This is a genomic window from Telluria sp. GW821-FHT07G12, from assembly GCF_059418525.1.
In genome coordinates this window covers 357,355-384,041 of record NZ_JBWKQA010000002.1, presented here as the reverse complement: position 1 = coordinate 384,041, position 26,687 = coordinate 357,355, and the positions used below count along the sequence as shown (strand labels likewise).

The 26,687-nt window shown below is 68.2% G+C and carries 18 protein-coding genes; 7 read left to right on the top strand and 11 right to left on the bottom strand.

The window, feature by feature from the left end:
- Positions 1–18: 18 nt before the first annotated feature.
- Both AC07PE_RS09945 and AC07PE_RS09940 read right to left on the bottom strand, forming a co-directional pair.
- A complete protein-coding gene (locus tag AC07PE_RS09945; protein WP_498763716.1) occupies positions 19–3,318 on the bottom strand; it encodes a PAS domain S-box protein in 3,300 nt (1,099 codons plus the stop codon).
- 265 nt (positions 3,319–3,583) lie between these two features.
- Positions 3,584–5,758, bottom strand: coding sequence for a hybrid sensor histidine kinase/response regulator (locus AC07PE_RS09940; protein WP_498763714.1), 2,175 nt, complete (start codon positions 5,756–5,758; stop codon positions 3,584–3,586).
- Between the two features lie 219 nt (positions 5,759–5,977).
- Between AC07PE_RS09940 and AC07PE_RS09935 the strand changes: the two genes are divergently transcribed.
- The 5 genes from AC07PE_RS09935 (at position 5,978) to AC07PE_RS09915 (ending at position 13,924) form a co-directional block, all read left to right on the top strand.
- Positions 5,978–7,483, top strand: coding sequence for a peptide MFS transporter (locus tag AC07PE_RS09935; protein WP_498763712.1), 1,506 nt, complete (start codon positions 5,978–5,980; stop codon positions 7,481–7,483).
- Between the two features lie 177 nt (positions 7,484–7,660).
- Positions 7,661–8,806, top strand: coding sequence for a DUF3466 family protein (locus AC07PE_RS09930; RefSeq protein ID WP_498763710.1), 1,146 nt, complete (start codon positions 7,661–7,663; stop codon positions 8,804–8,806).
- A 179-nt stretch (positions 8,807–8,985) separates the two neighbouring features.
- Positions 8,986–9,828, top strand: a complete 843-nt coding sequence (locus AC07PE_RS09925) for a phosphate/phosphite/phosphonate ABC transporter substrate-binding protein (protein ID WP_498763708.1) — start codon at positions 8,986–8,988, stop codon at positions 9,826–9,828.
- A gap of 17 nt (positions 9,829–9,845) precedes the next feature.
- Positions 9,846–12,719, top strand: a complete 2,874-nt coding sequence (locus AC07PE_RS09920) for a sensor domain-containing protein (protein ID WP_498763706.1) — start codon at positions 9,846–9,848, stop codon at positions 12,717–12,719.
- 14 nt (positions 12,720–12,733) lie between these two features.
- Positions 12,734–13,924, top strand: coding sequence for a pyridoxal phosphate-dependent aminotransferase (locus tag AC07PE_RS09915; RefSeq protein ID WP_498763704.1), 1,191 nt, complete (start codon positions 12,734–12,736; stop codon positions 13,922–13,924).
- A gap of 6 nt (positions 13,925–13,930) precedes the next feature.
- Here AC07PE_RS09915 and AC07PE_RS09910 read toward each other — a convergent pair whose 3' ends face one another.
- Genes AC07PE_RS09910 through AC07PE_RS09900 form a run of 3 tightly spaced genes read right to left on the bottom strand, consistent with a single transcriptional unit; the run spans position 13,931 to position 17,212 of the window.
- The gene (locus AC07PE_RS09910; RefSeq protein WP_498763702.1) at positions 13,931–15,304 is read right to left on the bottom strand and encodes a hybrid sensor histidine kinase/response regulator; all 1,374 of its coding nucleotides are present in this window, start codon (positions 15,302–15,304) and stop codon (positions 13,931–13,933) included.
- A 27-nt stretch (positions 15,305–15,331) separates the two neighbouring features.
- Entirely contained in the window at positions 15,332–16,792 is a 1,461-nt protein-coding gene (locus tag AC07PE_RS09905; RefSeq protein ID WP_498763700.1) for an ATPase domain-containing protein, read from the bottom strand.
- On the bottom strand, positions 16,793–17,212 hold the full coding sequence (locus AC07PE_RS09900; protein ID WP_498763698.1) for a hypothetical protein: 420 nt from the start codon (positions 17,210–17,212) through the stop codon (positions 16,793–16,795).
- A gap of 177 nt (positions 17,213–17,389) precedes the next feature.
- Here AC07PE_RS09900 and AC07PE_RS09895 point away from each other — a divergent pair, with 177 nt between their 5' ends.
- Together AC07PE_RS09895 and AC07PE_RS09890 are read left to right on the top strand one after the other, a co-directional pair.
- Positions 17,390–19,054, top strand: a complete 1,665-nt coding sequence (locus tag AC07PE_RS09895; RefSeq protein WP_498763696.1) for a M28 family peptidase — start codon at positions 17,390–17,392, stop codon at positions 19,052–19,054.
- Complete coding sequence (locus AC07PE_RS09890) at positions 19,051–20,829, top strand: DUF885 domain-containing protein (protein WP_498763694.1); 1,779 nt, start codon at positions 19,051–19,053, stop codon at positions 20,827–20,829. Before AC07PE_RS09895 ends, AC07PE_RS09890 begins: the two co-directional genes overlap by 4 nt.
- A gap of 48 nt (positions 20,830–20,877) precedes the next feature.
- Here the strand turns inward: AC07PE_RS09890 and AC07PE_RS09885 are convergent, their stop codons facing one another.
- The 6 genes from AC07PE_RS09885 to ligA are packed head-to-tail and all read right to left on the bottom strand — an operon-like array spanning position 20,878 to position 26,684.
- On the bottom strand, positions 20,878–21,840 hold the full coding sequence (locus AC07PE_RS09885) for a fatty acid desaturase family protein (protein ID WP_498763692.1): 963 nt from the start codon (positions 21,838–21,840) through the stop codon (positions 20,878–20,880).
- A gap of 12 nt (positions 21,841–21,852) precedes the next feature.
- Positions 21,853–22,374: a YcxB family protein gene (locus tag AC07PE_RS09880; protein ID WP_498763690.1), complete on the bottom strand. Its 522-nt coding sequence runs from the start codon at positions 22,372–22,374 to the stop codon at positions 21,853–21,855.
- A 20-nt stretch (positions 22,375–22,394) separates the two neighbouring features.
- Positions 22,395–22,895, bottom strand: coding sequence for a hypothetical protein (locus AC07PE_RS09875; RefSeq protein WP_498763688.1), 501 nt, complete (start codon positions 22,893–22,895; stop codon positions 22,395–22,397).
- Positions 22,892–23,428 (bottom strand): peptide deformylase, encoded by a 537-nt coding sequence (gene def / locus AC07PE_RS09870; RefSeq protein ID WP_498763686.1) that lies wholly within the window; start codon positions 23,426–23,428, stop codon positions 22,892–22,894. The genes AC07PE_RS09875 and def overlap by 4 nt, the downstream gene beginning before the upstream one ends.
- Positions 23,425–24,312, bottom strand: a complete 888-nt coding sequence (gene galU / locus AC07PE_RS09865) for a UTP--glucose-1-phosphate uridylyltransferase GalU (protein ID WP_498763684.1) — start codon at positions 24,310–24,312, stop codon at positions 23,425–23,427. The genes def and galU overlap by 4 nt, the downstream gene beginning before the upstream one ends.
- Positions 24,313–24,335: 23 nt before the next feature.
- The gene (ligA, locus tag AC07PE_RS09860) at positions 24,336–26,684 is read right to left on the bottom strand and encodes an NAD-dependent DNA ligase LigA (RefSeq protein WP_498763682.1); all 2,349 of its coding nucleotides are present in this window, start codon (positions 26,682–26,684) and stop codon (positions 24,336–24,338) included.
- Positions 26,685–26,687: the final 3 nt, after the last annotated feature.

The following is a 26,687-nucleotide window of genomic DNA, read 5'->3' as shown; positions in this document are numbered from 1 at the left end:
ATCTGCACTTATTTGTCTTTAAGTCAGTATCCGATGCAATTCCTCCAGGCTGACCGGCTTGGTCAAATGATGCGTGAAACCGCGGTTACGGGTCTGGCGGCGGTCCGCATCCTGGCCCCAGCCGGTCAGGGCGATGATGCGCATGCCTGAGAAGCGCTCTTCCTGGCGCAGGCGGCGCGCGACCTCGTAGCCGTCCATGATCGGCATGCCGATGTCGAGCAGGACGCTGGACGGCTGGAAGCTTTCCGCCATCGACAGCGCGCTGCGGCCGTCGTAGACCACGCGCACCTCGGCGCCGTCGGCTTCCAGCAGCAGGCCGAGGGTATCGGCGGCGTCGCGGTTGTCGTCCACCACCAGGATGCGCTGCCCGGCAAAGGGGGCGTAAGGGCGGTCCTGGGCCGTGCCGGGCCGCTCCTGGCAGCATTCGTCCTGCGTCGCCAGCGGCAGCCGCACCAGGAATTCGCTGCCCATGCCGGCGCCGCCGCTGTGCGCCTCCACGGTCCCGTGGTGCATCTCGACCAGGCTGCGCACCATGGTCAGGCCGATCCCGAGCCCGCCCTGCCCGCGTCCGACCGAGCGGTGGGCCTGGGCGAACATGTCGAACACCCGCCCCAGGGCTTCCGGCGGGATGCCGATCCCGGTGTCGCGTACCGAGGCCACGGCGTGGCCGTCCTCGCGCCAGACGTCGACCCAGATGCGGCCGCCCGGATCGGTGTACTTGGCGGCGTTGTTGAGCAGGTTGGCGAACACCTGGGTCAGGCGCACACGGTCGGCCAGCAGCACCAGCGGCTCCTCCGGCAAGGCCACCGCCAGCTGGTGCCCGGCGCGCTCGATCGGCAGCTGGCTGGTCTCGACCGCGCTGTGGATGATCTCGGCCACCGGCACCCGCTCCAGCCGCAGGTCAATCTTGCCGCGCGTGATGCGCGATACCTCCATCAGATCGTCCACCAGGCGCACGATCTGGCGCACCTGGCGCCCCACCATCTCGACCACGCGGTCCGACTGGCGGCGTCCGTCGGGCCGGCGCATCAGCTGCACCGCGTTGCTGATCGGCGCCAGCGGGTTCCTCAGCTCGTGGGCCAGGGTCGCCAGGAATTCGTCCTTGCGGCGGTCGGCGTCCTTCAGCGCGTCCTCGGCCTGCACGGCGCCGGTGATGTCGAGCGAGATGCCGACATAGCCGCGGTGCTGGCCGTCGCCCGAATACCAGGGCGCGGCGTGCGATTCGAACCAGCGCCAGCTGCCGTCGCGCGCCGGCACCCGGATCCGCTGGTTGTAGGCGGCGCGCTGGCGGATCCCGTCCGACACCTGCACCAGATACATGTGCATGTCGTCCGGCTGCACCAGGGCGCGCCAGCCCTCGCCGTCTGCCGCGTCCGGGCCGTCCGCGCCGCGCTGGTTCAGGTACATCAGGGTCCCGTCCGGGTCGAACTGGTAGATCAGGGCCGGCGAGGCGTCGGCCAGCGCGCGGAAACGGGCCTCGCTTTCGCGCAGGGCATCCTCGGCGCGCTTGCGCACGGTGATGTCATGGAACAGGATCGCCACCCGCGGCATGTCGCCGCCAACCGGGTAGACGAAGAAATCGAACCAGCTGTTCAGCGCTTCGGAGAAGCATTGCGAACGGGTGCTGGCGCCGGTGCGCGCGACCTGGGCGCAGGCGTCCAGCCAGCAGGGCTCGTGCTCGGGGCGCACCTTCAGCTGGCCCGGACCGACGTAATGGATGCTGGTCATGCGCACCGCCGCCGGATTCGCTTCCGCATAGGCCAGCCCGGACGGGCGCCCTTCCCCGTCGTACTGCACGGTGGCCAGCAGGAAGCCTTCGTCCATCGCTTCGAACAGCATGCGGTAGCGCCGCTCGCTCTCGGCCAGCGCAGCCTGGGTGCGGCGCCGCTCGTCGATGTCGATGTTCATGCCGAACCACTTGCGCAGGCTGCCGTCGGCATCGAACAGCGGGGCCGCGCGCACATTGGTCCAGCGCCAGCCGCCCATCGCCACGTGCACGCGGAACTCCATGTTGATCCCGCGCCGCATCGCCATCGCCGCGCGCCACTCGCGCTGCACGTACTCGCGGTCGTCCGGATGCACGGCGTCGAGCCAGCCCCGCCCCATCGACGCCGCCTCGCGCTGCCCCGTATAGGCGCACCAGCTGGGCGAAGGCAGCACGAAATTGCCGTCGGCGTCGGCCTCCCAGACCGCCTGGCCGAAGCCCTCGACCAGCGCGCGGAAGCGCTCCTCGCTCTCGGCCAGGCGCGCCTCGGCTTCCTTCAGCTCGCTGACGTCGAGGATGAAGCAGACGCAGCGCGCCTGCGCGCCCTCGCCGGAGATGCGGGCCGGCGCGTATAGGCCCCACCACAGGCTGCCGTCCTTGCGCACCATCTGCTTGGTGTAGGGGCGGGTGAAGCCGGTGTCGCGCAGTTCGTAGCCGGAGCGCAGCGTGGCCTCCCAGAAGGCCGGCGCCGTGATCGCCTTCCAGTTGTCGAACTGGCGCAGCTCGTCCTCGCTGTAGCCGGTCATGCGCTGGTAGGCCTGGTTGACGTCGCGGACGGTGCCGTCGAGGTCGAAATAGACCACCCCGACGGTGCTGATGCTGAGGGTGGCGTCGATCAGGGCCTTGTGCTCGCGCAGCGCGCGTTCGGCGGCGCGGCTTTCCTCGACTTCGCGCTGCAGCGATTCGCGGCTTTCGAGCACGGGCCGCATGCGCTGCTCCACTTCGCGTTCCAGGCGCTCGGGATCCGCGCTGCGCAGGGCGCCGCTGGCCTGGTGCGCGGCGGCGGCAAAGCCGGCCAGGTCGCGCAGCAGCTGCAGGTCATGGGCGTCGAAATGCTGGTCGTCGCCGTCCAGCATCGCCACCAGCGCACCGGCCGGATGGCCGCGCACCCGCCACGGCACACCCAGGGCTTCGCCGGCCCGGACGCCGGCCTCGCGCACCGACGCGAATTCCTGCGCCGGCCGCTCGAACAGCACCGCGCCGTCTGCAAGTACGCTGGCGCCGCAGGGACAGGCCTGCAGCGGCCAGCGCTTTCCCGCCTGGCCAGCCACGCCTCCCGCAGTCGCATTCCAGCAGATTTCGTCTCCACCCGGCCCGGGCTCGCGCACCGCAATCACCACGGAATCGGCGGCGCACAGCACACGCACGGTCTCGGCAATCCGCTGCAGCAGGGCTTCCGGATCGTCGGCCATGTTCTGGGCCAGCGCGGCCAGCGCGGCGCGCTCTGCGGCGCTGTCCCGGCCCTGCACATGCACTCCACGCCCATGCAAGAGCGCCGCGATGACGGCGTCGTCGCGGTATCCGACGGTAGAACCTGGGCTGAACTCGGCCATAAGGACTCTCGTGGAAATGTGTGAGTTTGCTACATTTTGTAACCAAGATTACTTTACAAGTCGATAATCTCCAAAGCTTATTCAATCGTACATGGGGCCGCTTGGCCCGGATGGGCTCGATGTGCGCCTGGCTCGAGAGAACGCCTTGACGCCGTATGCGACAAGGGATTCTGTCCTGGACAAATGGAAGCGCTGCCAAAGAGAATAAAGCGGTGCAGAAGGCGGCCCCGGCAGATGGCGCGTTCTTTTGTTGCAGATTTACAATCTAGCGCGCCAGCTCCATCTCGCCGACTGCGCGTTCAAGATCTTCCAGGCGCACCGGCTTCTTGAGGTGGCGGTCGAAACCGGCCGCGAGCGCCTGCCGCACGTCGTCCGGCTGGCCATAGCCGGTCACCGCCACCAGCCTGATGCCGCCCTGTCCGGCCAGCGCGCGCGCCACCTCATGGCCGGAGATATCGGGCAGGTCGATGTCGACGAAGGCCACCTGCGGCAGCGCGTTGCTGGCCAGCGCGATCGCACTCCGGCCGTCGGCGGCACTGCTCACCGCGCAGCCGCGCGAGGCCAGCAGCGCGCACATCATCTCGCGCAAGTCCTCGTTGTCCTCGACGACCAGCACGCGCAGGCCGTCCAGCGCACTCGTCTCGGGCGCCGGCAGCTCGGCGACAACAGCCGCCTCGGGCGCCAGCGGCAGCCGCACCGTGAAGCTGCTGCCCTGCCCGGCGCCGCGGCTGTGCACGGCCACCGATCCACGCTGCTGCTCGACCAGCGACTTGACCACCGCCAGGCCGATCCCGAGGCCGCCCTTGGCGCGGCTGCTCACCTTGCCCTGCACGAACACGTCCCAGACGCGCGGCAGCAGCTCGGCCTCGATGCCTTTGCCGTCGTCCGCCACCACCAGCTCGGCCATGCCGCCCTGCCGGCGCGTGCTGACGCGGATATGGCCGCCGGCCTGGGTGTACTTGGCGGCGTTCTCGACCAGGTTGCCAATTACCTGCTGGAGCCGGGTCGGATCGCCGTGCACCCACATGGGTTCGAGATCCAGGCTCACTTCGTGCCCGGCGGTCGTGCCCTGGGTCTGCAGGATCAGGGCCGCTTCGCGCACAGCGGCGGCCAGGTCCAGCGGCGCCAGCGCCAGCACCACTTTGCCGCTCAGGACGCGATTGGCGTCGAGCAGTTCGTCGACCAGGTGGGCCAGGTGACGGCTCTGGCGTCCGATGATCTGGTGCGCGCGCGCCGCCGCCGGGCCGCCGGCCCCCAACTGTATCAGAGCGATGGCCGAGCTGATCGCGCCCAGCGGATTGCGCAGCTCGTGGCCGAGCATGGCCAGGAATTCGTCCTTGGCGCGGTTCTGGGCCTCGGCCACGCTGCGCGCCGCCTGCACCTCGGCCAGGTGCTTGCGGCGCCCGGTCTCGGCTTTCTGCAGGCGGCGCGAGACCGCGTGCAGGACTTGCTGCAGGCTGTTCAATTCGGTGATGCGCAGGTCGGCCGGCGGCGGCAGCCAGCCTTCGGCCATGCCTTCGGTGGCGGCGCCCAGGTATTCGGTGGCCGCCAGCAGGCGCCGCGCAAACAGGATCGCCCCCGCCAGCGCCAGCACCACTGCGCACAGCAGGGTCGCCGCGATTAGCGACACCGCGCGCGCCGCCGTGGCCTCCAGTTCGCTGACCGGCACGCCGATCACCGCGGTCCAGCCGGACAGCGCGGAACTCGCCAGCGCAGCCGCCATCGTCTCGCCGCCGCGCCCCGCCACTTCGACCCTTGCGGCGCCGGAGCGCAGGGCCTTCAGCAGTTCCGGGCCGGCGCGTGTGCCGACCGCGGCGCCCGATGCCCCGTTGTGCGCCAGCGCCGCGCCCTCGCGGTCGAACACCGTCACCTGCCAGGATGAGGGCACGTCGCGCGGCAGCAGGCGCTTCAGGTGCTGGACGTCGAACCACTGGTCGAGCAGCACCCGGCGGCCATCGTCGAGCGTGAGCGGGAGCTCGGCGGAAATCACGTAGCGCCGGGTGGCGCTGCCGACAATCAGGTTCGACACGGCGGGACGCTGGCTGGCGAACACGTCGCGTACGCGCTGCCGCGCGCCGGCCGCCGGCTGCGCGATCGCCTGACCGAAGGGCACCGCCGTGTTGAACAGCTGCTCGCCATCCTCGCGCAGCAGCGCCGTCTCGCGGCCGGTGCCGGCGTTGGCCACGCGCGCCTGGCGATAAAAGCCTTCGAAGTCGCCCTCCTGCAGGCGGGTAGAGGTCGCCAGCGCCTGGCCGGAGGCGAGTGCCGCCTGCAGTTCCTGGTCCATCGCCAGCACCGAGGCGCGCGCCAGCTCCTGCATCCCGCGCAGCACCGCGTGGCGCTCGGCGTCCAGCAGCAGCTTGATGGCGACGCCGGCGCCGACGATCATCGGCAGGAAGACCGCCGCGGCCAACAAGCTCAGGTGGGTGCGCACTCTCATGGTGTCGTTTCGGTCCTCGGTTGGTCAGGACAAAGTCGGGCAACGTTCCATTTTATATTCAGCAAGTTTTTTCATGCCGCACGGCAGAGTAAAACGCACGAGGCCCGCCGCGACAGTCTTTACGCCCTGTTTTCCGGCATTGCGCGAAGGGCCGCGCTCGCGTAGCATCCCGGAATTGCTGTGCCCACAAGGACCGGCATCCGAGAATCCGGGAGACCCATGAAAACCGAAACCCTACCACTACCCTACACACAAACCCGTTCCTTCCTCACCGTCGCTCTGATCGAGCTGTGGGAGCGTTTCGGGTATTACGGCATGCAGGCGCTGATCGTCTATTACATGGTCGAGCGCCTCGGCTTCGAGGACAGCCGCGCCAACCTGGTCTGGAGCGCCGCCGCGGCCCTGATCTACGTCGCGCCCGCCATCGGCGGCTGGATCGGCGACAAGGTGCTGGGCACCAAGCGCTCGATGTACCTCGGCGCCATGGTCCTGACCGTCGGCTACGCGCTGATGGCGGTGCCGACCGAGAGCACCCGCTTCCTGTTCTGCGCGCTCGGCGTGGTGGTGGTCGGCAACGGCCTGTTCAAGCCCAATACCGCCAACCTGGTCCGCAAGATCTATGAAGGCGACGATTCGAAAATCGACAGCGCCTTCACCCTGTACTACATGGCGGTGAACGTCGGCTCGACCGTGTCGATGCTGGCCACGCCCTGGATCAAGGATTATGTGAACGCCAGCTACGGCAACAACTTCGGCTGGCACGCCGCCTTCGCCGTCTGCAGCGTCGGCCTGGTGATCGGCCTGCTCAACGTGCTGCTGATGCGCGCCACCATCGCCCACGTCGGCAGCCTGCCGGACGAGCGTCCGCTGCAGGTCGGCAAGCTGCTGGCCGTGCTGGCCGGCGCCGTGGCGGTGGTGTTCGGTTCGGCCGAGATCCTGGAAAACCAGGGCCTGGCGCGCGCCTTCGTCTACCTGGCCGGCCTGGTGGTGCTGGGCATCTTCGTGCACCTGATCCGCAAGAGCGAGCCGAGCGAGCGCGCCGGCCTGATCGCGGCCCTGGTGCTGACCCTGCAGACCGTGTTCTTCTTCATCTTCTACCAGCAGATGTCGACCTCGCTGTCGCTGTTCGCGCTGCGTAACGTCGACCTCGACTTCACCGTCTTCGGCGCCCACCTGTGGACCTGGTCGCCGGCGCAGTTCCAGGCCCTGAACGCGATCTGGATCATGGTGCTGAGCCCGGTGTTGGCCTGGGCCTATTCCTTCGCCGGCCGCACCGGCAAGGATCTGTCGATCGCCGGCAAGTTCGCGCTCGGCTTCGCCTCGGTGGCGGCCGGCTTCTTCGCCTACGGCGTGGCGGGCGCCTTTGCCGTCAAGGGCATGACCTCTTCCTGGGTGATGATCGCCGGCTACGGCCTGTACTCGCTGGGCGAGCTGCTGGTGTCCGGCCTTGGCCTGGCGATGGTGGCGCGCTATGTGCCGGCCCGCATGAGCGGCTTCATGATGGGCGCCTACTTCGTCGCCACCGGCATCTCGCAATACCTGGGCGGCGTGGTCGCCAACCTGGCCAGCGTGCCGAAGGACCTGACCGACCCAGTGCTGACCCTGCCGATCTACACCAGCCTGTTCAACAAGCTGGGCATGGGCGCGATTGCCTGCACCGTGATTGCGCTGCTGGCGCTGCCGCTGATGCGCAAGCTGACGGCCAGCCACCAGTCGCACCAGTAACAAGTAACAAGTCATACCCTCCCGGGCGCGCGTTCTGCGCGCCCGTTTCTATTTCCCGCCGGGCATCGCCAGCCCATCCACGGCGCATACTGCTGATCCTCGTCAGTCAGCGATACCGCAGAGCCGCATAAGCTGGGCGCAGTTCTTCTCCCTACACTACCCATCATGGAGGCCGGCATGCGCCTGTCGCACCTGTCACGCTTATTGTTCGCCGCGGTACTCGCCGTGCCCGGCGCCGCCGCACTAGCGGATCCCCTATACAACGTCACCGTCGTCGGAGGGCTCGGCAGTACCGCCACCGACATCAACCGCTACGGCGACGTGGTCGGCAACATCACCAGCGGCGCCGCCACCAACGGCTTCGTCTACACCGGCAGCGGCTACACCGTCCTCGGCACGCTCGGCGGCCTCAACAGCTTTGCCAACGCCATCAACGACTACGGCCAGGTGGTCGGTAGCGCCAACACGCTGGCCGGGAATACCCACGCCTTCGTGTATGCCGGCGCCAGCCTCAACGACCTCGGCACGCTCGGCGGCAGCGGCAGCGTGGCCTGGGACATCAACAACCACGGGGTGATCGTCGGCAGCGCCAGCACCGGAGCCGAACCCGACGCCTACTACCAGCAAGCCTTCCGCTACGAGGGCGGCACCATGACCGGGCTCGGCACCCTGCCCGGCGGCGCCGGCAGCGATGCCTATGCGATCAACAACAAGGGCCTGATCGGCGGCGCCTCCTACCAGGGCGAAAGCACGGTGCCGGAGTATCCCTTCTACGCCGTGGAATTCCGCGGCGGCGGCGTGGTCCCGATCGGTGCGCCGGACCTCGGCAATAGCGCGATCTACGCCATCAACGACCTCGGCCAGGCGGTCGGCGGCATCCCGACCTCGTCCTTCCCCCACGGTTCGCACGCCTTCCTGTACGAGGGAGGCGTCATCACCGACCTCGGCGCGCTCGACGCCTTCGTCGACGACAGCGGCGCGCGGGACATCAACAAGCTCGGCCAGATCGTAGGTTACGCCGCAGTGAGCCTTTCCAGCGACCGTTACGGCTACCACGGCTTCCTGTACGACGCGGGCGCCGGCGGCATGGTCGACCTGAACACCCTGATCGACCCGGCCTCCGGCTGGGAGATCACGGACGCCTCCGGCATCAACGGCGCCCAGCAGATCGCCGCGACCGCCTGCCGCGGCGGCGGCATCACCGAATGCTACGCGGTGCGCCTCGACCTGGTGTCGGCCGTGCCCGAGCCGGGAAGCTGGGCCACGCTCAGCCTCGGACTGGGCATGCTCGGCCTGCGCCGGCTGCGGCGGCCGCAGCGCTGATGCGCCACCCGGTGAGCGCGCCCCGCCGAGGCGCCCTCGCCGGTTCCGCGTTGCATTACAAGAACAATGATCGATGCATAATTTGTTGCAAAAGGGAAATATGATATAGTGCGTCGCGGGCCCAGACTTTGCCCGGCTTTAAACACTGGCCCCCGCTCCCGGCCGCAAAGCCCCATACCATGCATTCCATCGCCAAAGCCGGTCTCGTCCTGTTTGCCTGCGCCCTCGCCGCAAGCGCCACCGCCGAACCGCACAGCTACAATTTTTCGCCGGTCAACCAATACAACCTGAAGGTCTCGGCCAGTTTCTGGAACCCCATCATCCGCTACGTCTCGGAAAAGAGCGGCGTGCGCCTGAACCTGAAGCTGGGCCGCACCTCGGCCGACACCACCAGCTACGTGCTGGCGCGCGAAGTCGATTTCGCCTTTACCAATCACCTGTTCAGTCCGGACCGCGAAAAGATGGGCTGGACCGTGTTCGGCCGCCGCGACGCACCGCCGGTGCGCGGGCAGATCGTGGTGCCGGCCGATTCGCCGGTCCGGAGCCTGGCCGACCTGGCCGGCGGCACCATCGTGTTCCCGGGCCCGGAAGCCCTGATCGCCTACAAGCTTCCCTACGCCGAGCTGCTGCGCCGTAAGGTCGACGTCAACCCCGTGTTCGCAGGGAACATGGATGCCGCCTTCAGCCAGGTGCTCGCCGGCCGCGCCCGTGCCAGCGGCGCGAATTCCCAACTGGTCGAGAATTACAGCGGGCGCGAAAGCAAGTCCTTCCGCGTGCTGTGGAGTTCGGCGCCCTTCAACGACCTCGCGCTGATGGCCTCGCCGCGCGTGCCGGCCGCCGACGTGCGCGCGGTGGCGCAAGCTTTCCTGGGCATGCGCAAGGACCCGGAAGGCCGCCGCATCCTCGACGCCGCCGGCGAACTGGTGCGCTCGCCGCAGCCGCTCGGCTTCGTGGACGCCACCGACGCCGACTACGCCAGCTACCGCGCCTTCTACGCCAGCGCCCCGATCAGCCTGCGCTGACTTTCCGGAACCGACCCATGCTTCTGCCGCGCTTTTCGCCGACCACCCTGCTGCCGCGCTCGCTGGCGGGACGGGTGTTTGCCGTCTTCAGCCTCACCATGCTGCTGTTCCTCGGCACCGGCATGGGCCTGTTCTACCGCTACCACCTGCTGCAGCACGTCGAGGAAACCCAGGATGCCGCCCTCACCCTGGTCGAGGTGGCGGCCCAGAACATCGAGGACAGCGTGGTGATCGGCGATTACGACACGGTCCAGCGCACCCTCGGCAAGATGCTGTTCCAGTCGCCGTTCAAAAGCGCGGCCTTCATCGACGTCTCCGGCAACACCCTGCGCGTGCAGGCGCCGAAGTTCGAGCGCGCGCCGGGTCCCGCCTGGCTGAGCCGCGTGATCGCGTCCAAGCTGTACGAGGTGAACCGCGTCGCCAGCGTCGGCGGCCGCGACTACGGCGTGATCCGCGTCGAATTCGACGCCGACAAGATCGCCGCCCAGCTGTGGGCGCTGGTGATCGAGACCGCCAGCTTCGCGCTGGTGGCCTTCGTGCTCGGCATGGTCCTGATGCGCACCCTGCTGAAGCGCTGGCTGGCCAGCCTCGGGCGCCTGCACTCGTTCGAGAACGACGTCGCCGCCGGCCGCGTCACCGCCGAAGCCGACCTGCACGCCGACGCCCCGACCGAAATCCAGGAAGCGATCCGCGCCGTCAACCGCAGCGCGGCCAGCCTGCGCGTGCAGTTCGGCCAGCGCATCGATTCGCTCACCAACTCCCTCATGCAGCACAAGCACGCGGTCGACCAGGCCGCCATCGTGTGCGAGGTCGACACGCAAGGGCGCATCATCGGCGTCAACGAACTGTTCGAGCGCGCCAGCGGCTACACCCGCGACGAAGCGCTCGGCCGCGAGCTGCTCGACTTCGGCCGCCCGGCCGGCAGCGGCGTGCCCTGGAGCCCCTCGCCGGACGTCTGGAATGGCGAAGTCGTGATCAAGGCCCGCGACGGCGGCCTGCAGTGGTACCGCACCATCGTCCCCATCTTCGACGGCGAAGGCGGCATCGAACGCTACCTGTGCATCGACATCGACATCACCGAGCGCAAGGAATTCGAGCGCGCCATCGTCGAGAACGCCAAGCGCCAGACCCTGATTGCCGAGCTTGGCCGCAAGGCGCTGGCCGCCAACGACCTCGACGAGCTGTTCATCGACGCCGTGCAGGCCGCCGCCCACGGTCTCGGCACCCCTTGCGCAGCGCTGTTCGAGGCCGCGCCGTCCGATACCAGCTTCGGCCGCCAGCTGACCGTGCGCACCGGCGCCGGCCGCCTGAGCCAGGCCGTCGGCCTGCAGCTGGGCTGCAGCGGCGATCCGCTGGCCGGCGTGGCGGCGCCCGGCCTGCGTCCCTGGTTCGGGCCGCTGGCCGCGATGCACGGGCTGCGCGGCGGCCTCGACGCCGGGGTCGGCCGCTTCGGCGTGCTCGGCGCCTACACCGACACCGGCCGCCGCTTCGACGACGACGACGCCGTGTTCCTGCGCGGGATCGCCAACATCCTGGGCACCGCGATCGAGCGCCAGGAGGCGCGCAACCGCCTGACCTACCTGGCGCAGTACGACTCGCTGACCAACCTGCCGAACCGCCGCCAGCTGGGCGCCCGCCTGGAGGAAGCGATCGCCCAGGCCGGCCGCCACGGGCACCGCGCGGCCGTGATGTTCATCGACCTGGACCGCTTCAAGAACGTCAACGACATGCTCGGCCACGGCGTCGGCGACCAGCTGCTGGTGCAGGCCGCGGCGCGCCTGGAAGCCTGCGCGCGCGACGACAACATGGTGGCGCGCCTCGGCGGCGACGAATTCGCGGTGGTGCTGCCCTGGCTGGCCGGCGACGAGAAGGAATCCCCCGCCGCGGCCCACCTGGCCGCCCGCATCGTCGAGGCCCTGGCCCAGCCCTTCCACCTGCAGGGGCAGCAGCTGTTCGTCTCGGCCAGCATCGGCATCGCGAGCTATCCGGATGACGGCGCCAGCGCCGAGCAGCTGCTCAAGAGCGCCGACACTGCCATGTACGGCGCCAAGAACAATGGCCGCAACACCTGGCAGTTCTATTCGGCGGCCCTGCACGAGAACGCGGCCCAGCGCATCCAGCTGGAATCGCAGCTGCGCCAGGCGCTGGAGCGCGGCGAGTTCCTGCTGCACTACCAGCCCAAGATGGACCTGACGGCCGGCACCATCAGCGGCTTCGAGGCCCTGCTGCGCTGGAAGCATCCGCAGCGCGGCCTGGTGCCGCCGCTCGAATTCATTTCCATCCTCGAAGATACCGGCTTGATCCTGCCGGTGGGCGAATGGGTGATAGCCGAGGCCTGCCGCCAGCTGCGTGACTGGCAAGCGGCCGGCCTGCCCGCGCCGCCGGTGGCGATCAACCTGTCGGCGCGCCAGCTGCAGCAGGCCGACCTGGCCGACGTCATCGAGCGCATCGTCGGCGCCGCCGGCGTCGATCCGGCCCTGCTCGAATTCGAGCTGACGGAATCGATGCTGATGACGAACCCGGAAGCCGCGGTGGCGATCCTGTGCCGCATCAAGGCGCTCGGCATGCGCCTGTCGGTGGACGATTTCGGCACCGGCTATTCGAGCCTGGCCTACCTGAAGCGCTTCCCGCTGGACGCGCTGAAGATCGACCGCACCTTCGTGCGCGACCTGCCGGACGATCCGGACGACGCCGCCATCACCAAGGCGGTGATCCGCCTGGCGCACAGCCTCAGCCTGAAGGTGGTGGCCGAGGGCGTCGAGAACATCGCCCAGCTGCGCGAACTGGAACAGTACAATTGCGACGAGATCCAGGGTTATTACATCAGCAAGCCGCTGCCCGCAGCCGACTGCGCCACTTTCCTGGTGCGCCAGCAGCCCATCGCGGCCTGAGATAAAATCCGGGGATGCCACCACATCAGAATCTCCACCAGCTAGCTGCCCGCGTCGACGCCATCGAACCTTTCCGCGTGATGGAAATGGTCAAGCAGGCGGCAGCCATGAGCCGCGCCGGCATCGACGTCATCAGCATGAGCGTCGGCGAGCCGGACTTCACCGCCCCCGAGATGGTCGCCCAGGCCGCGGTCGATGCGATCCGCGGCGGCGCCACCCAGTACACAGAATCGCTCGGCCTGCCGGCCCTGCGCGAGGCGATCTCCGGGCATTACCAACGCTTCTACGGCCTGGATATCGATCCGCGCCGCATCGTGGTCACCGCCGGCGCCTCGGCCGGCCTGCTGCTGGCCTGCGCCGCGCTGGTCGCCGAGGGCGACGAAGTCCTGATGCCGGACCCCTGCTACCCCTGCAACCGCCACTTCGTCAGCGCCTTCGGCGGCAAGCCGGTGCTCCTGCATTCGAGCGCCGCCGAACGCTATCAGCTGACCGCCGATCACCTGGCCGAGCATTGGAGCGACAGGAGCCGCGGCGTGCTGGTGGCCTCGCCCTCGAACCCGACCGGGACCTCGATGACGGTGCCGCAGGCGCGCGAACTGCTGGGCGCCGTGCGCGCCCGCGGCGGCTTCGCCATCGTCGACGAGATCTACCAGGGCCTGTCCTATGACGGCAAGCCGGTCAGCGCGCTGGCGCTGGACGACGATGTCATCACCGTGAACAGCTTCTCGAAGTACTTCAGCATGACCGGCTGGCGCCTCGGCTGGCTGGTGGTGCCGGAGGCCCTGGTGCCGGTGTTCGAAAAGCTGGCGCAGAACCTGTTCATCTGCGCGCCGACCATCGCCCAGCACGCGGCCCTGGCCTGCTTCCGCGACGACGCGCTGGAGATTTTCGAAGCGCGCCGCCTGGAATTCCAGCGCCGCCGCGACTTCCTGGTGCCGGCCCTGCGCGAGCTGGGCTTTTCCGTGCCGGTGATGCCGGACGGCGCCTTCTACGTGTACGCGGATATCGTCGGCCTGCCGCACCGCCATGCGAACGACAGCACGGCCTTCGGCAAGGCGGTGCTGGAAGAAGCGCATGTGGCGATCGTGCCCGGCGACGACTTCGGCTTCGCGGCGCCGAGCCGCCATGTGCGCTTTTCCTACGCCACCAAATACGAATGCATCGAGGAAGCCGTGCAGCGCCTGGCGCGCCTGCTCGGCAGGTAGGCGCTGCTAGCTGGCGGCTTTCGGCGCGACCGCGCCGATGAGGGGTAGGAGTGCTTCCAGGCTCACCGGCTTCACCAGATAGTGATCGAAGCCGGCTTCCATGCCGCGCGCCTGGTCTTCCGGCTGGCCGTAACCAGTGAGCGCGATCGCCACCGGCCGGGCGCCGCCAGCGTCCGTGTTGACGGCGGCGCGCACCGCGCGGATCAGCCCCAGTCCGTCCAGTCCCGGCAAACCGATGTCGCACAGGATCACGTCGTAAGGCCGTTCCAGCGCCGCCGCCAGGCCGCTGCGGCCGTCCAGCGCCGTCACCACTTCGTGCCCTTCTTCGCGCAGGCAGGCGGCCAGCGTGGCGCAGGTATCCGGATTGTCTTCCACCACCAGGATGCGCTTGCGCCCGCCGGTGACGGCCACTTCGGCCGGACCGCGGTCGACGCTTTGCTGGACGGAGCGCGGCAGGCGCACCGTGAAGCAGCTGCCCTGGCCGGCGCCGCGGCTCTCCGCCGTCACCGAGCCGGCGTGCATGTTGACCAGGTTGCGCACCACGTTCAGGCCCACGCCCAATCCCCCCTCGGAGCGCGCCAGCGAACGCGGCCCCTGGGTGAACAGGTCGAAGATGAAGGGAATGATCTCGGGCGCGATGCCGTTGCCGTTGTCCTGGATCGCCACCGCGACCTGGTCGCTGTCGGCGCGCGCGGACAGGTGCAGCTTGCCGCCGTCGCCGGTGTACTTGGAGGCGTTGGCGAGCAGATTGGTGAACACCTGGGTCAGGCGCACCTGGTCGCCCTCGACCACCACCGATTCCGGCGGCAGCTCCAGCTGCAGGCTCTGGCGGCGGTCCTGGATGCAGGGCTGCATGGTCTCGACCGCCTGCTGCAGCACGTCGGCCAGCACCAGCGGCTGGATCGCCAGGGTGATCTTGCCGCTGCTGATGCGGGCGGCGTCGAGCAGATCGTCGAGCAGCTTTGCCATGTGGTCGACCTGGCGCCCGATCACGCGCGACAGCTTGTGCAGCTGGGGCGTGGCGTCGGGCATGCGGTCCAGCAGCGAGGCCGCCATACCGATCGGCGACAGCGGGTTGCGCAGCTCGTGCGCCAGCATGGCGAGGAATTCGTTCTGGCGCCGGTTGGCCGCCTCGGCGTCTTCCTGCAGATGCTGGGCCTGGACCGCCGCCAGTACCAGGTGCTCGTTGGCTTCGCGCAGCTGGGCCACGGTGTCGTCGAGGCGGCGTTTTTCCGCCGCCACCTCGCGCAGGACCTCGACTTCGTCTTCGAGCATGCGCACGCGGCGCAGCAGGAACTCCTCCGGCAGGGCCGGACGCGGCAGCTCATGGGTGCTGGCGCGCTGTTGCGAGGCCGTGATGTCGTCGTCTAGCGGTTCCATTGCGTCCTCGTCCAGAATCATACCGCCTCAGCGTTCCAGCGTCGGCCGGCCGACCAGGACACCATTCAGTTGCGAGGACTTGGGATGGACCTCGATCCCCTCCGCCGTGATCGTGTACTCGCGCAGGTCGCAGCTGTGATCGCAGCCGCGCACCTTCACGACCGTCATGAACTTGCGGATCGAACCCTCGAATTCGGCGTAGCGCATCGACAGCACGGCATCGGTCAGGAAGCACAGCTCGTCCGGGCTGAAGCTGGCGCGCGTGTAGTCGTCTTCGGTGCCCACCGTGACCAGCGCGGAAACGCCGCGCTTGGCCAGTTCGGCCAGGGTGCGGAACACGGCCACGCGCAGGTCGGCGCGCACTTCCGGCGCCAGGTAAAGCCCGATCTCGGACAGCGAGTCGATTACCACCCGGGTGGCGCCGGTGCGGTCGATCGCGCTGCACATCTCGTCCATCAGCTCCTCGGCGCTGAGCGACAGCGAGCGGCTTTCGACCACCGACACGTGGCCTTCCTGGACGATCTGCGCCAGCTCGGCATTGCGCAGGCGCGCCGTGCCCTTCTCGAAGAACAGCGCCACGCCCTTCTCGCCGAGCGCCGCGCCGGCCTGCAGGAAGCGGGTCGCCATGATGGTCTTGCCGGCGCCGGTCGGCCCCGAGACCAGCATCGTGTGGCCCTGCGGCAGGCCGCCGTGCATCAGCTCGTCCACGCCCGGCACGCCGGTCGGGATACGGCTGGGATTGCGGTCCACCGGAGTCCCGGGCGTGCGGTCGGTCGCCAGCTGCGGCAGCAGGCGCGGATAGGCGCGGATGCCGTCGTCGCCGATGCGCATGGTGTGGGCCCCGGTCATGTGGGCCTGGCCGCGCATCTTGTTCACGCGCAACTTGCGCAGGGCCGAATTGTCGTCGGCCGCCTGGTACAGGGTCAGCATGCCGTCGGCCACCGTGATGATCGGGTTGGCCTCGACATCGGCCTGGGAATACTCGCCGATCAGGAAGGTGGTCGCCTGCCAGGTCGCCATGCGCGAGCCAAGCTCCTGGATGAACTGCTGCAGGTCGGACAGGCCTTCGTTGCCGCTGCGCGCGGACTGCATGACGGAGCGGAAGGAGTCGACGAACACCAGGCCGGGGCCGAAGTCCTCGACCTCGCGCATGATGCGTTCGAGCACCCCATGGAAGTGGCCGGCGCGGAGGTCGTCGGCCAGGTTCACGTAGCGGATCGCCGGGCCCACCTTGGCCATGTCGAAGAAGGTGAACTGCTGCTGGTAGCGCAGCATCTTCAGCGGCGGTTCGCCAAGCACGGTGAAGAACAGGGCGCGCCGTTCGGGACCGGCCAGCGCGAACATCATCTGGTGCGCCAGCGTCGTCTTGCCGCTGCCGGGGGCGCCGGCAATCAGCGTGAAGGAATATTCGGTCAGGCCGCCGCCGAGAAGGACATCCAGGCCCGGGACCCCCGTGGCCAGCAATCCCAGGCGTACTTTGTCGGTCATTTACTTGTGCTCCTGTACATCTTCCGGTCCCTGCTGCTCCGAAGCCTTGGCCTGCTCGAGGAGCCTGGCCGTGAGCGCCTCGCCGATCAGCGACGACAGCTGTCTGGTGAATGTGTTCAGCAACTCCGCGTTCGCGATGTCGGCCACGGCCGGCTCGACGCCGGCGAGGTCGCTCTCCAGTGCACTCAGCAGTCCGCCGATGGACTTGCGCGCGGGATCCACGCTCAGCCATTCGTAACGGGCTGCCAGCGTGCGCAGGGCGCGGCCGAACAACGCGCAGAACCCGCTCTCGCCGATCAGCGCCACCAACTGGCTACTGATGCGGCGCCACGGGCGCAGCCGGTCCACGGCGACGCCGCCCCGAGGCAGCGCCTTTCCGTCATCGCTGGGTTGTTGCCGCTCTTTGTCGTCTCTTTCCATGCAGGTCAACTGGATTTATCTTGGTGCGGCACCGCCGAGGCGGCCAAGGCATGTGGGGCACATTATAGCGGGAACGGTGGATGTCGCCTCGTAATATCGTGACAATAAATGTTTTACTGTGCGGCATTGGCGGCTGCTAACATTCTTGCTTCATATAACAAGGACGAGCTGCACGCCATGCCAGACCGCCGATTCCGCTATCCCGCCCTGTTGCGCTTCACGCTGTTCGCCGCCCTGGCCGCCGCTTCCAGGGTGCATGCCGCAGCCCCGTCCGCCCAACCGGCCGTGCAGGAAGCGCCGCTGCGCGCCCACCTGGCTTTCCTCGCCGACGACCTGCTCGAAGGGCGCGGCACCGGCCAGCGCGGCGGCGAACTCACGGTGCGCTACCTGGAAACCCAGGCCGCCGCCATCGGCCTCAAGCCGGCAGCCGGCAAGGGCTACCGCCAGAAAGTCGAGCTGGTCGGCCAGAAAACCCAGGCCGCCAATAGCAGTCTCCGCTTCGAGGCCGGCGGCAAGAGCATCGCCGCGGCCTTCGGCCAGGGCGCCGTGTACGGCAACGCCAACGGCCAGGTCGACACCCGGCTGGATGCGCCCATCGTCTTCGTCGGCTACGGCATCGACGCGCCGGACGAGGGCTGGAACGATTTCCAGGGCGTCGATGTGAAGGGCAAGCTGCTGGTGGCGATGGTTAACGACCCTCAGCCCACGGCCGGCGAGCCGGCGCGCTTCGGCGGCAAGTCGCTGAGCTGGTACGGCCGCTGGACCTATAAGTTCGAAGAGGCCCAGCGCCAGGGCGCGGCCGGCATCCTGCTGATCCATACGACGCCGTCCGCCTCCTATGGCTGGAGCGTGCCGGTCACCAGCTTCACGCACGAGCAGTTCCACCTCGCCGGCCCCGGCAATGCGCTGCAGGGCTGGATCAGCGAGGACATGGCGCGCACCCTGTTCAGCGCCGCCGGCCAGGATCTCGACGCCTTGCGCGCCCGCGCCGAGGTGAAAGGCTTCCGCCCGGTCGAGCTGAAAGCGAGGGCGCACGCGCAGGTGAATAGCACGGTGCGCGAGGTGGCCGAGTACAACGTGGCCGGCATCGTGCCCGGCACGGATCCGAAGCTGCGCGAGGAGGCGGTGATCTATTCGGCGCACTGGGACCACCTCGGCGTCGACGACAGCATGGCGCAGCCTGGCGGCAAGCCGGACCACATCTGGAACGGCGCCATCGACAACGGCTCGGGCACCGCGGCCCTGCTGGCGATGGCCCAGGCCGCGGTGGCGCAGCCGGCGCGCCGCACCCAGATCTTTCTGTGGCCCTGCGCCGAGGAACAGGGCCTGCTGGGCGCGCTGGCCTACACCCGCGCTCCGCTATGGCCGCTGGCGAAGACAGCGGCCGACCTCAACCTCGACAGCATGAACTTCGTCGGCCCCACCCGCGACATCGGCGTGCCCGGCGCCGAGCGCAGCTCGCTGCTGGAGACCTCGCGCCAGGTGGCGCAGGCGATGGGGCTGTCGATTGCCCCGGCCGTGCCCGACCTCGGCGGCGCCTACTACCGCGCCGACCACTTCATGTTCGCCAGGGCCGGCGTCCCGGCCTTCAACGTCGGCTCGGCCGTGTTCTCGGGCGACGGCAGCTTCAGCTTCGCGCACGATCCGTCGGCGTCCAGCGCCCGCATGCGCGCGTTCACGAAGGACTACCACCAGGTCAGCGACACGTACGATCCGGCCTGGGACTTGAGCGGCATGGTGCAGCAGGCGCAGTTCACGCTGAACCTGGGCTATGCGGTGGCGAATGCGCCGGCGATGCCGACCTGGCGCGCGGGCGAGGCCTGGGGCAAGGTGAAACGATGAAGGCCATGACACTGCGCCGGGCGATCCTGCCCCTGACTCTGCCACTGATGCTGGCCCTGTCCTCGCTGGCGCCCGCCGCCGGCGCGGCCACCGCGGCCGACGCCCGCTTCCAGTCCATCTACCAGCAGGAATGGAAGTGGCGCATCGACCAGCGCCTGGCCGACGACGAGGCCCTGCCCAAGGGCCGGCGGCCGGAACTGCCGCGCGTAGACGCCGCCACCCAGGAGGCGCGCCGCCGCTACTGGGAGGAGGTGCTGAAACGCCTGTCCGCCATCGCCCCGGCCTCGCTGTCGAAGGAAGAGCGGATCAACTACGCCGTCTACCGCGCCCAGATCCAGGCCTTGTATGAGGCCCAGCGCTTCCGCGAATACGAGCAGCCGGTGAATGCGGACAGCGCCTTCTGGACCGACATCACCTATGCCGCACGGCGCCCGTTCAAGACGGAACAGGAATACCGCGACTACCTCCTGCTGCTGCGCGACATGCCGCGCTACTTCCGCGAGCAGCTGGCGAACATGCGCGCCGGCCTTGCGCGCGGCTTCACGCCGCCGCGCGTGACCCTGGCCGGCCGCGACGTTCCGCTGGCGACGGTGGCGGAAGCAGGCAGCCCGCAGGACACCATCTTCTACGCGCCCTTCAAGAGCATGCCGGCGAATATCCCGGCCGCCGAGCAGGCCCGCCTGCGCGAGGAAGCCGCCAACGTCATCCGCGACAGCGTGCAGCCGGCCCACGCCGAGGTGCTGGCCTATGTGCGCAGCGAATACTTCCCGAAGGCGCGGGTGCCGCTGGCGGCCGAGAGCCTCCCGGACGGCCGCGCCTATTACCAGTCGAAGATCGTCGAGTACACCACCACCTCGATGAACGCCGAGGAAATCCACCGCATCGGCCTGTCGGAGATGGCGAAGATCCGCGCCGAAATGCAGCAGGCGATGAACGATGCCGGCTTCAAGAAAGACCTGCCGGCCTTCCTGGCCTTCCTGCGCAGCGATCCGCAGTTCTACGCCAAGACCCCGGACGAGCTCCTGAAAGCCGCGGCCTGGATCGCCAAGAAATTCGACGGCAAGGCCGACCAGTATTTCGGCTACCTGCCGCGCCGCCGCTTCGCCATCGTTCCGGTGCCGCTCGATCAGGCGCCCTACTACACCTCGGCGCGCGGCGGTCCGGGCATCTACCTCGTCAACACCTACAACCTGCCGGCCCGCGCGCTGTACAGCCTCCCGGCGCTGACCCTGCACGAATCGGCGCCCGGCCACGCCTTCCAGATGCCGGTGGCGCTGGAACAGAAAGGCGTGCCGCCCTTCCGCCGGGCCTACATCTCGGCCTATGGCGAGGGCTGGGCGCTATACTCGGAGCGCCTCGGCACCGAGATGGGCATCTACGAGACGCCCTACGAGGTGTTCGGGATGCTGAGCTACCAGGCCTGGCGCGCGGCGCGGCTGGTGGTCGACACCGGCATTCACGCAAAGGGCTGGACCCGCGAACAGGCCCAGGCCTACATGCACGACAACACGGCGCTGTCCGACCACGAGATCGAGACCGAAGTCGACCGCTACATCTCCTGGCCGGGCCAGGCGCTGTCGTACTACCTGGGCGAGATGGCGATCATGGGGGCGCGCAAGAAGGCCGAGGCGGCGCTGGGGCCGAAGTTCGATATCCGGGCCTTCCACGACACCGTGCTGCAGCTTGGGTCGGTGCCCTTGCCGGTGCTGGAGGCGCGCATCGATGCCTTCATTGCCGAGGGTGGAAAGTCGCCTTATCGCGAGGCCATCAAATAAGAAGGTGCATGGAAGTGGCCGGGCCACGTCCGTTGATGTCGTCCTGCCTCATGCCGTCATTCGTTTGAGTACCTGCACATAGCCACGTTCCAGTGGCGCGCCATGTTCGTAAGCGCCCTGCTCGCGCAGCCAGCGGTGAAAGCGCGGCAGCTGCCAGGCCGGCACCGCCGGCACCAGGTGGTGTTCGAAGTGGTAGTTGACGTAGTTCGGCGCCACCGTCAGGCGTTCCCACCACGAGGCCAGCACGGTGCGCGTGTTGCGCCAGATATCGGGCTCGCGCGTGCCCGGCAGCGCGCCGTGTTCGGCGGCATTGCGGATGCGGCTGTACAGCATGTAGGTGGTGAGCCAGGCCACGGGCCACAACAGATAGGCGAGCGCGTGGCCGGCTGCCGCGCAGACGGCCAGCATCGCGGTGTTGGCGACGGCGCAGCGCCAGCTGTTGCGCAGCAGCGTGCCTGCGCTCAGCGTGCGCGCTTTATCCGCCTGCTCGCCTGAACGGTAGCTGTAGCCGCTGCGCTGGTCGGCGCTCGCGTACAGCACCATCAGCGCGGCAAAGGCGCGCAGGCCGGACCGCCCCGTGATATCGCGCAGCAGCTTGCGGCGCAGCGAGGCGCGGCTGACCGGGTAGTTCTCGTAATTCGGCAGGTCGGGATCGGCATCGGTGCCGGCCGGCTGGTGATGGGTGAAGTGGTACTGCCGATAGATGCGCAGTTCGACGAACATCGGCGCCGCGCACAGCCATTGGCCTACCCACTCGTTGATCGACGCAGTCTTGAACAGCGAGCGGTGCGCGGTCTCGTGCATCAGGATGCCCAGGCCGAGCTGGCGGCCGCCCAGCACGATCAGCGCGACCGCGACCGTCAGCAAATTCGCGCGCCACATCACGAGCGCGAAGCAGGCCGCGATCAGGCCCCAGTTGAAGGCCAGCATGCGCCAGCCTGCCAGGTCGGACTTCGCCAGGAAGGGACGGATCTGCTCGCGCGGGAGAGGCTGGGTCCAGTCGTGGGACATGGGCGGCTCCAGTTAGCGGGTGGGCAGCTTGGTGTCGACCAGCGCGCGGAATGCAGCCCAGTCCTCATCGCTGCCGAAAAACTCGCGCGGGAAGTAGAGCGCGCAGCGCGACGAGTAACACAACAACAGCAGATCCGGCGCCGAGCGGGCACGGATGAACTTGTTCCACTGGAAGGTCGAGTCGGCGAGCTCCGTCCGCCACGCGATGTGTTCCGCACTGACGCACCCCGTCACGTCGCCGTGCACCAGCATGCTTTTGCGCCAGTTACGGCGCCAGATGAAACGCGTCAGCCCATGCAGGATCAGAACGCCCACGGCACAAAAAATGGCGGCGCTCAGCAGCTCGACGGGGTCGCCCAGCGTATCGAGGAAATAAGGATCGCTGAAGATGAAGTAGAGTACCAACAGGCTGAACCAGGTGACGACCGGCGAAGCCCAGCGCGGCGTAAGAGCCCGCTGAACGTCGACGAAACGCGGATAGCTCAGCGAACCCGTGAAAGGCACACCTGCATCCACGTTCCCCATCTCGCCCATGAGCCCTCCTTCGATCGGCGCTATTCGAACAGCTTGATCTTCAGCTGCACCGAAATCCCGCCGTACAAGCGGTCCTTGTAGCTCGGGATGATGCCGACGTTGACGCCCACGCGCTGGTACTCGTAGGTCAGGGTCGGAATCGCGGCCGGGAACCAGCCGCCGTCGCGCATGTGCGGGTAGCCGTTGAAGGCGGCGATGGCCGCGCCCAGGCGCACCGGTCCGATCGCATACGGCTGCCAGATCACGCCGGCGTAGTTCGAGTAGTCGCGGTCGCTGTTGTAGAAGCGGCCGACCGTGGCCGCCATCGTGCCGGAGAAACGGTACTCGGCGCCGAGGCCCCAGTTGGCGCCGTTCAGGTCCTTGTCGCGGTCGAAGTGCCAGGTCGCGAAGCCGCTGTCGATCCACCACTCGCTCTTCGGCGCCGGGTCGATTTTCGTGAACAGGTCGTCGGCATGGGACGCGTTCGCAAAGGGCAGCGCCAGGCCACAGGCCAATGCCAGCTTGATGAAGTGCTTATTCAATCGTCTGCTTTCGGATCGAGATCGGGGAACATCACTTCGGTGTAACCGAAGCGGGAAAAGTCCTTGATGCGCATCGGGTAGAGAATGCCCAGCAGGTGATCGACTTCGTGCTGCACGACGCGCGCATGGAAACCGTCGACGTCGCGACTGATATGTTTTCCATATTGATCGACGCCTTCATAGTGCAAACGCGTATAACGGGGCACGCTGCCGCGAAGGCCGGGCACCGACAGGCAGCCTTCGAAGCCTTCTTCCATCTCATCCGACAGCGGCTTCAGCACCGGGTTGATCAGCACCGTCTCCGGCACGCTGGGAGCGTCCGGGTAGCGCTGGTTCTTGCCGAAGCCGAAGATCACCAGCTGCAGGTTGACGCCGATCTGCGGCGCGGCCAGGCCGGCGCCGTCGACCGCATGCATGGTCTCGAACATGTCGGCAATCAGCGCGTGCAGCTCGGGCGTATCGAACGCCTTGACCGGCTCGGCCACCCGCAGCAGGCGCGGATCCCCCATCTTCAAAATCTCACGGATCGTCATGGCTGCGCCTCTCTCAACTGAGTCAGGAACTCGGCAAAGCCTTCCGCGGTTTCCGGGTGCTTCAGGCCCATCGCCGTGGTCGCTTTCAGGTAACCGAGCTTGGAACCGCAATCATAACGCTGGCCGGCGTAACGGTAGGCCAGCACGCGTTCGCTGCCCATCAGCGAGGCGATGCCGTCGGTCAGCTGGATCTCGCCGCCGGCGCCGGTGCCGAGGTTCTCCAGGTGCTCGAAGATCGAACCGGACAGCACGTAGCGGCCGACCACGGCCAGGGTCGACGGCGCCACGTCCGGCTGCGGCTTCTCGACGATGCCCGACACCAGTTCGAGGTCCGGGCGGTAGGGGCTGGCGCTGACGATGCCGTACTGGCGGGTATGCGCGCGCGGCACGTCCTGCACCGCCAGCACGCTGCACTTCTCGTAGCCGTACAGATCGGTCATCTGGGCCAGCACCGGCTTGTGGCCGGGCGCGCTGTCCATGAAGTCGTCGGCCAGCAGCACCGCGAATGGTTCGTTGCCCACCACCGGGCGCGCGCACAGCACCGCATGGCCCAGGCCCAGCGGCTCGGACTGGCGGATGTAGATGCAGTTGACGTTCTTCGGGATCACGCCGCGCACCAGTTTCAGCAGCTGCTCCTTGCCGTGCGCCTCCAGCTCGGCCTCGAGCTCGTAGGCCTTGTCGAAGTGGTCTTCGATCGCGCGCTTGTTGCGGCCGGTGATGAAGATCAGCTCCGTGACGCCGGCGGCGACCGCCTCCTCGACCGCATACTGGATCAGCGGCTTGTCGACGATCGGCAGCATCTCTTTCGGCTGGGCCTTGGTGGCCGGCAGGAAGCGGCTGCCCAGACCGGCGACGGGGAATACTGCCTTCTTGATTGCACTCATTCTCGTTCTCTCAATCGAATTCTTTATTTCGGGAGCAGCGCCAGCAGACCGGCTTCGTCGAGCACGGTCACGCCCAGGCTCTCCGCCTTTTCCAGCTTGCTGCCGGCTTCCGCGCCGGCCACCACATACGACGTCTTCTTCGACACCGAGCCCGACACCTTGCCGCCGGCCGCTTCGATCAGCGCCCCGGCCTGGTCGCGCGACATGGTCGGCAGGGTTCCGGTCAGCACGAAGGTCTTGCCGGCCAGCGGGCCTTCTTCACCCGCCGGTGCTTCTTCCGGCAGCTGCGCCAGCAGTTCGCGGCGCAGGTCGGCGATCTTTTGCAATGTCTCGCGGTTGCCCGGCGCCGCCATCCAGCTTTCCAGCGACTCCGCCACCGCGGCCGGCAGGCCGAACACGCTGAAGATCTTCAGGTGCGCAAGATCGTCCAGGCTGCGGCCGTCCAGCAGCTGCCTGGCGCGCGGCTCGGTCAGTTTCGGGATGCCGAGCGCCGCCAGCAGTGCGACTTCGTCCAGGCGCTCGCGCAGCTGGGCTTTCGGCGCATGCTCGCCCTGCGGCGTCACGCCGGCGGCCAGCAGCGCATCCAGCGCCACCTGGTTCTTCGGCTCGGCAAAGAACTCGGCGATCGCTTCGGCGACGGTGCCGCCGATATCGGGCAGCACGCGCAGCAGCGCGGCCGGCGCGCGGCGCACCAGCGCCAGGCCGCCCAGCCAGTCGGCCAGGGTCTTGCCGGTCGACTCGCCGACGTGGCGGATGCCGAGCGCGAACAGCAGGCGCTCGAGCGGCGGATTGCGGCTGGCGGCAATCGCGGCCAGCAGGTTGTCGGCCCACTTGGTGGCGACCTTGCCCTGCTTGACCGTCTCCGGCGTGGTGCCGTCGCGCTCGTCGGCCAGGCGCTTCATCTGCAGCAGGTCTTCCAGCGTCAGCCGGTACAGGTCGGCCACGCCGTGGATCAGGTTCGCTTCGACCAGGCTGTCGATGTAGCGGTCGCCCAGGCCCTCGATGTCCATCATGCGGCGGCCGGCGAAGTGGCGGATCGCCTCCTTGCGCTGGGCCGCGCAGGTCAGGCCGCCGGAGCAGCGCGCGACCGCCTCGCCCTCCTCGCGCACCACGTGCGAGCCGCACACCGGGCAGGTCTTGGGCAGCACGTACACGGCCGGCTCGGGCTGCGGGCGGCGCTCCAGCACCACCGACAACACTTCGGGGATGACGTCGCCGGCGCGGCGCACGACGACCGTATCGCCCACGCGCACGTCCTTGCGCCGCACTTCATCTTCGTTGTGCAGGGTGGCGTTGGTGACGGTCACGCCACCCACCGACACCGGCGTCAAACGCGCCACTGGCGTGATGGCGCCGGTGCGGCCCACCTGCACGTCGATCGCCTGCACGGTGGTCAGCGCTTCCTCGGCCGGGAATTTATGGGCCAGCGCGAACCTCGGCGCGCGCGAGACGAAGCCCAGCTCCGCCTGGTCGGCGATGCGGTCGACCTTGTAGACCACGCCGTCGATCTCGTAGGGCAGCGACTTGCGCTTTTCGCCGATCGAACGGAAGTAACCGAGGATGCCTTCGCAGCCCTTGACCACCGCGCGCTCCTTCGAGACCGGCAGGCCGAGACGCTCGAACCAGTCCAGCACCTTGGAGTGCGATTCGGGCATATCCGCGCCTTCCAGCACGCCGATGCCGTAGGCGAAGAAGCGCAGCTTGCGCTGGGCCGTGATGCGGGCGTCCAGCTGGCGCAGGCTGCCGGCGGCGGCGTTGCGTGGGTTCGCGAACTCCTTTTGGCCGGCGTCGCGCTGGCGCTGGTTCAGACGCTCGAAGTCCTGCTTGAACATCAGGACTTCGCCGCGCACTTCCAGCACTTCAGGGATGTCATCGCCATGCAGGCGCAGCGGGATCACCTTCACGGTGCGGATATTCGCCGTGACGTCCTCGCCGGTATAGCCGTCGCCGCGGGTGGCCGCCTGCACGAACACGCCGTTCTCGTAGCGCAGGCTCATGGCCAGACCGTCGAACTTCAGCTCGGCCGCGTACTCGACCTGGGCGCCGTTGGCCAGGTCCAGGCCTTCGCGCACGCGGCGGTCGAAGTTGTCGATGTCCTCATCCGAGAAGCCGTTGTTCAGCGAGAGCATCGGCATCGCGTGCGTCACCTGCTTGAACTCGGGGATGGGCGCGCCGCCCACGCGCGAGGTCGGCGTGTCGTTCGACACCGCTTCCGGGTGCGCCGCTTCCAGTGCCTGCAATTCCTGGAACAGCTTGTCGTACTCGCCGTCCGGAATCGTCGGCGCGTCGAGCACGTGGTAGTTATAGATGTGGTGGTTCAGTTCCTTGACCAGCCACGCCATGCGCTCCAAGTGATCCTGCTGCTCTGCCATGCG

What these genes read in the sequence shown, in the direction of transcription:
- AC07PE_RS09945 (WP_498763716.1), bottom strand. Translation starts at nt 3,318, where the DNA reads ATGGCCGAGTTCAGCCCAGGTTCTACCGTCGGATACCGCGACGACGCC.
- AC07PE_RS09940 (WP_498763714.1), bottom strand. Translation starts at nt 5,758, where the DNA reads ATGAGAGTGCGCACCCACCTGAGCTTGTTGGCCGCGGCGGTCTTCCTG.
- AC07PE_RS09935 (WP_498763712.1), top strand. Translation starts at nt 5,978, where the DNA reads ATGAAAACCGAAACCCTACCACTACCCTACACACAAACCCGTTCCTTC.
- AC07PE_RS09930 (WP_498763710.1), top strand. Translation starts at nt 7,661, where the DNA reads ATGCGCCTGTCGCACCTGTCACGCTTATTGTTCGCCGCGGTACTCGCC.
- AC07PE_RS09925 (WP_498763708.1), top strand. Translation starts at nt 8,986, where the DNA reads ATGCATTCCATCGCCAAAGCCGGTCTCGTCCTGTTTGCCTGCGCCCTC.
- AC07PE_RS09920 (WP_498763706.1), top strand. Translation starts at nt 9,846, where the DNA reads ATGCTTCTGCCGCGCTTTTCGCCGACCACCCTGCTGCCGCGCTCGCTG.
- AC07PE_RS09915 (WP_498763704.1), top strand. Translation starts at nt 12,734, where the DNA reads ATGCCACCACATCAGAATCTCCACCAGCTAGCTGCCCGCGTCGACGCC.
- AC07PE_RS09910 (WP_498763702.1), bottom strand. Translation starts at nt 15,304, where the DNA reads ATGGAACCGCTAGACGACGACATCACGGCCTCGCAACAGCGCGCCAGC.
- AC07PE_RS09905 (WP_498763700.1), bottom strand. Translation starts at nt 16,792, where the DNA reads ATGACCGACAAAGTACGCCTGGGATTGCTGGCCACGGGGGTCCCGGGC.
- AC07PE_RS09900 (WP_498763698.1), bottom strand. Translation starts at nt 17,212, where the DNA reads ATGGAAAGAGACGACAAAGAGCGGCAACAACCCAGCGATGACGGAAAG.
- AC07PE_RS09895 (WP_498763696.1), top strand. Translation starts at nt 17,390, where the DNA reads ATGCCAGACCGCCGATTCCGCTATCCCGCCCTGTTGCGCTTCACGCTG.
- AC07PE_RS09890 (WP_498763694.1), top strand. Translation starts at nt 19,051, where the DNA reads ATGAAGGCCATGACACTGCGCCGGGCGATCCTGCCCCTGACTCTGCCA.
- AC07PE_RS09885 (WP_498763692.1), bottom strand. Translation starts at nt 21,840, where the DNA reads ATGTCCCACGACTGGACCCAGCCTCTCCCGCGCGAGCAGATCCGTCCC.
- AC07PE_RS09880 (WP_498763690.1), bottom strand. Translation starts at nt 22,374, where the DNA reads ATGGGCGAGATGGGGAACGTGGATGCAGGTGTGCCTTTCACGGGTTCG.
- def (WP_498763686.1), bottom strand. Translation starts at nt 23,428, where the DNA reads ATGACGATCCGTGAGATTTTGAAGATGGGGGATCCGCGCCTGCTGCGG.
- galU (WP_498763684.1), bottom strand. Translation starts at nt 24,312, where the DNA reads ATGAGTGCAATCAAGAAGGCAGTATTCCCCGTCGCCGGTCTGGGCAGC.
- ligA (WP_498763682.1), bottom strand. Translation starts at nt 26,684, where the DNA reads ATGGCAGAGCAGCAGGATCACTTGGAGCGCATGGCGTGGCTGGTCAAG.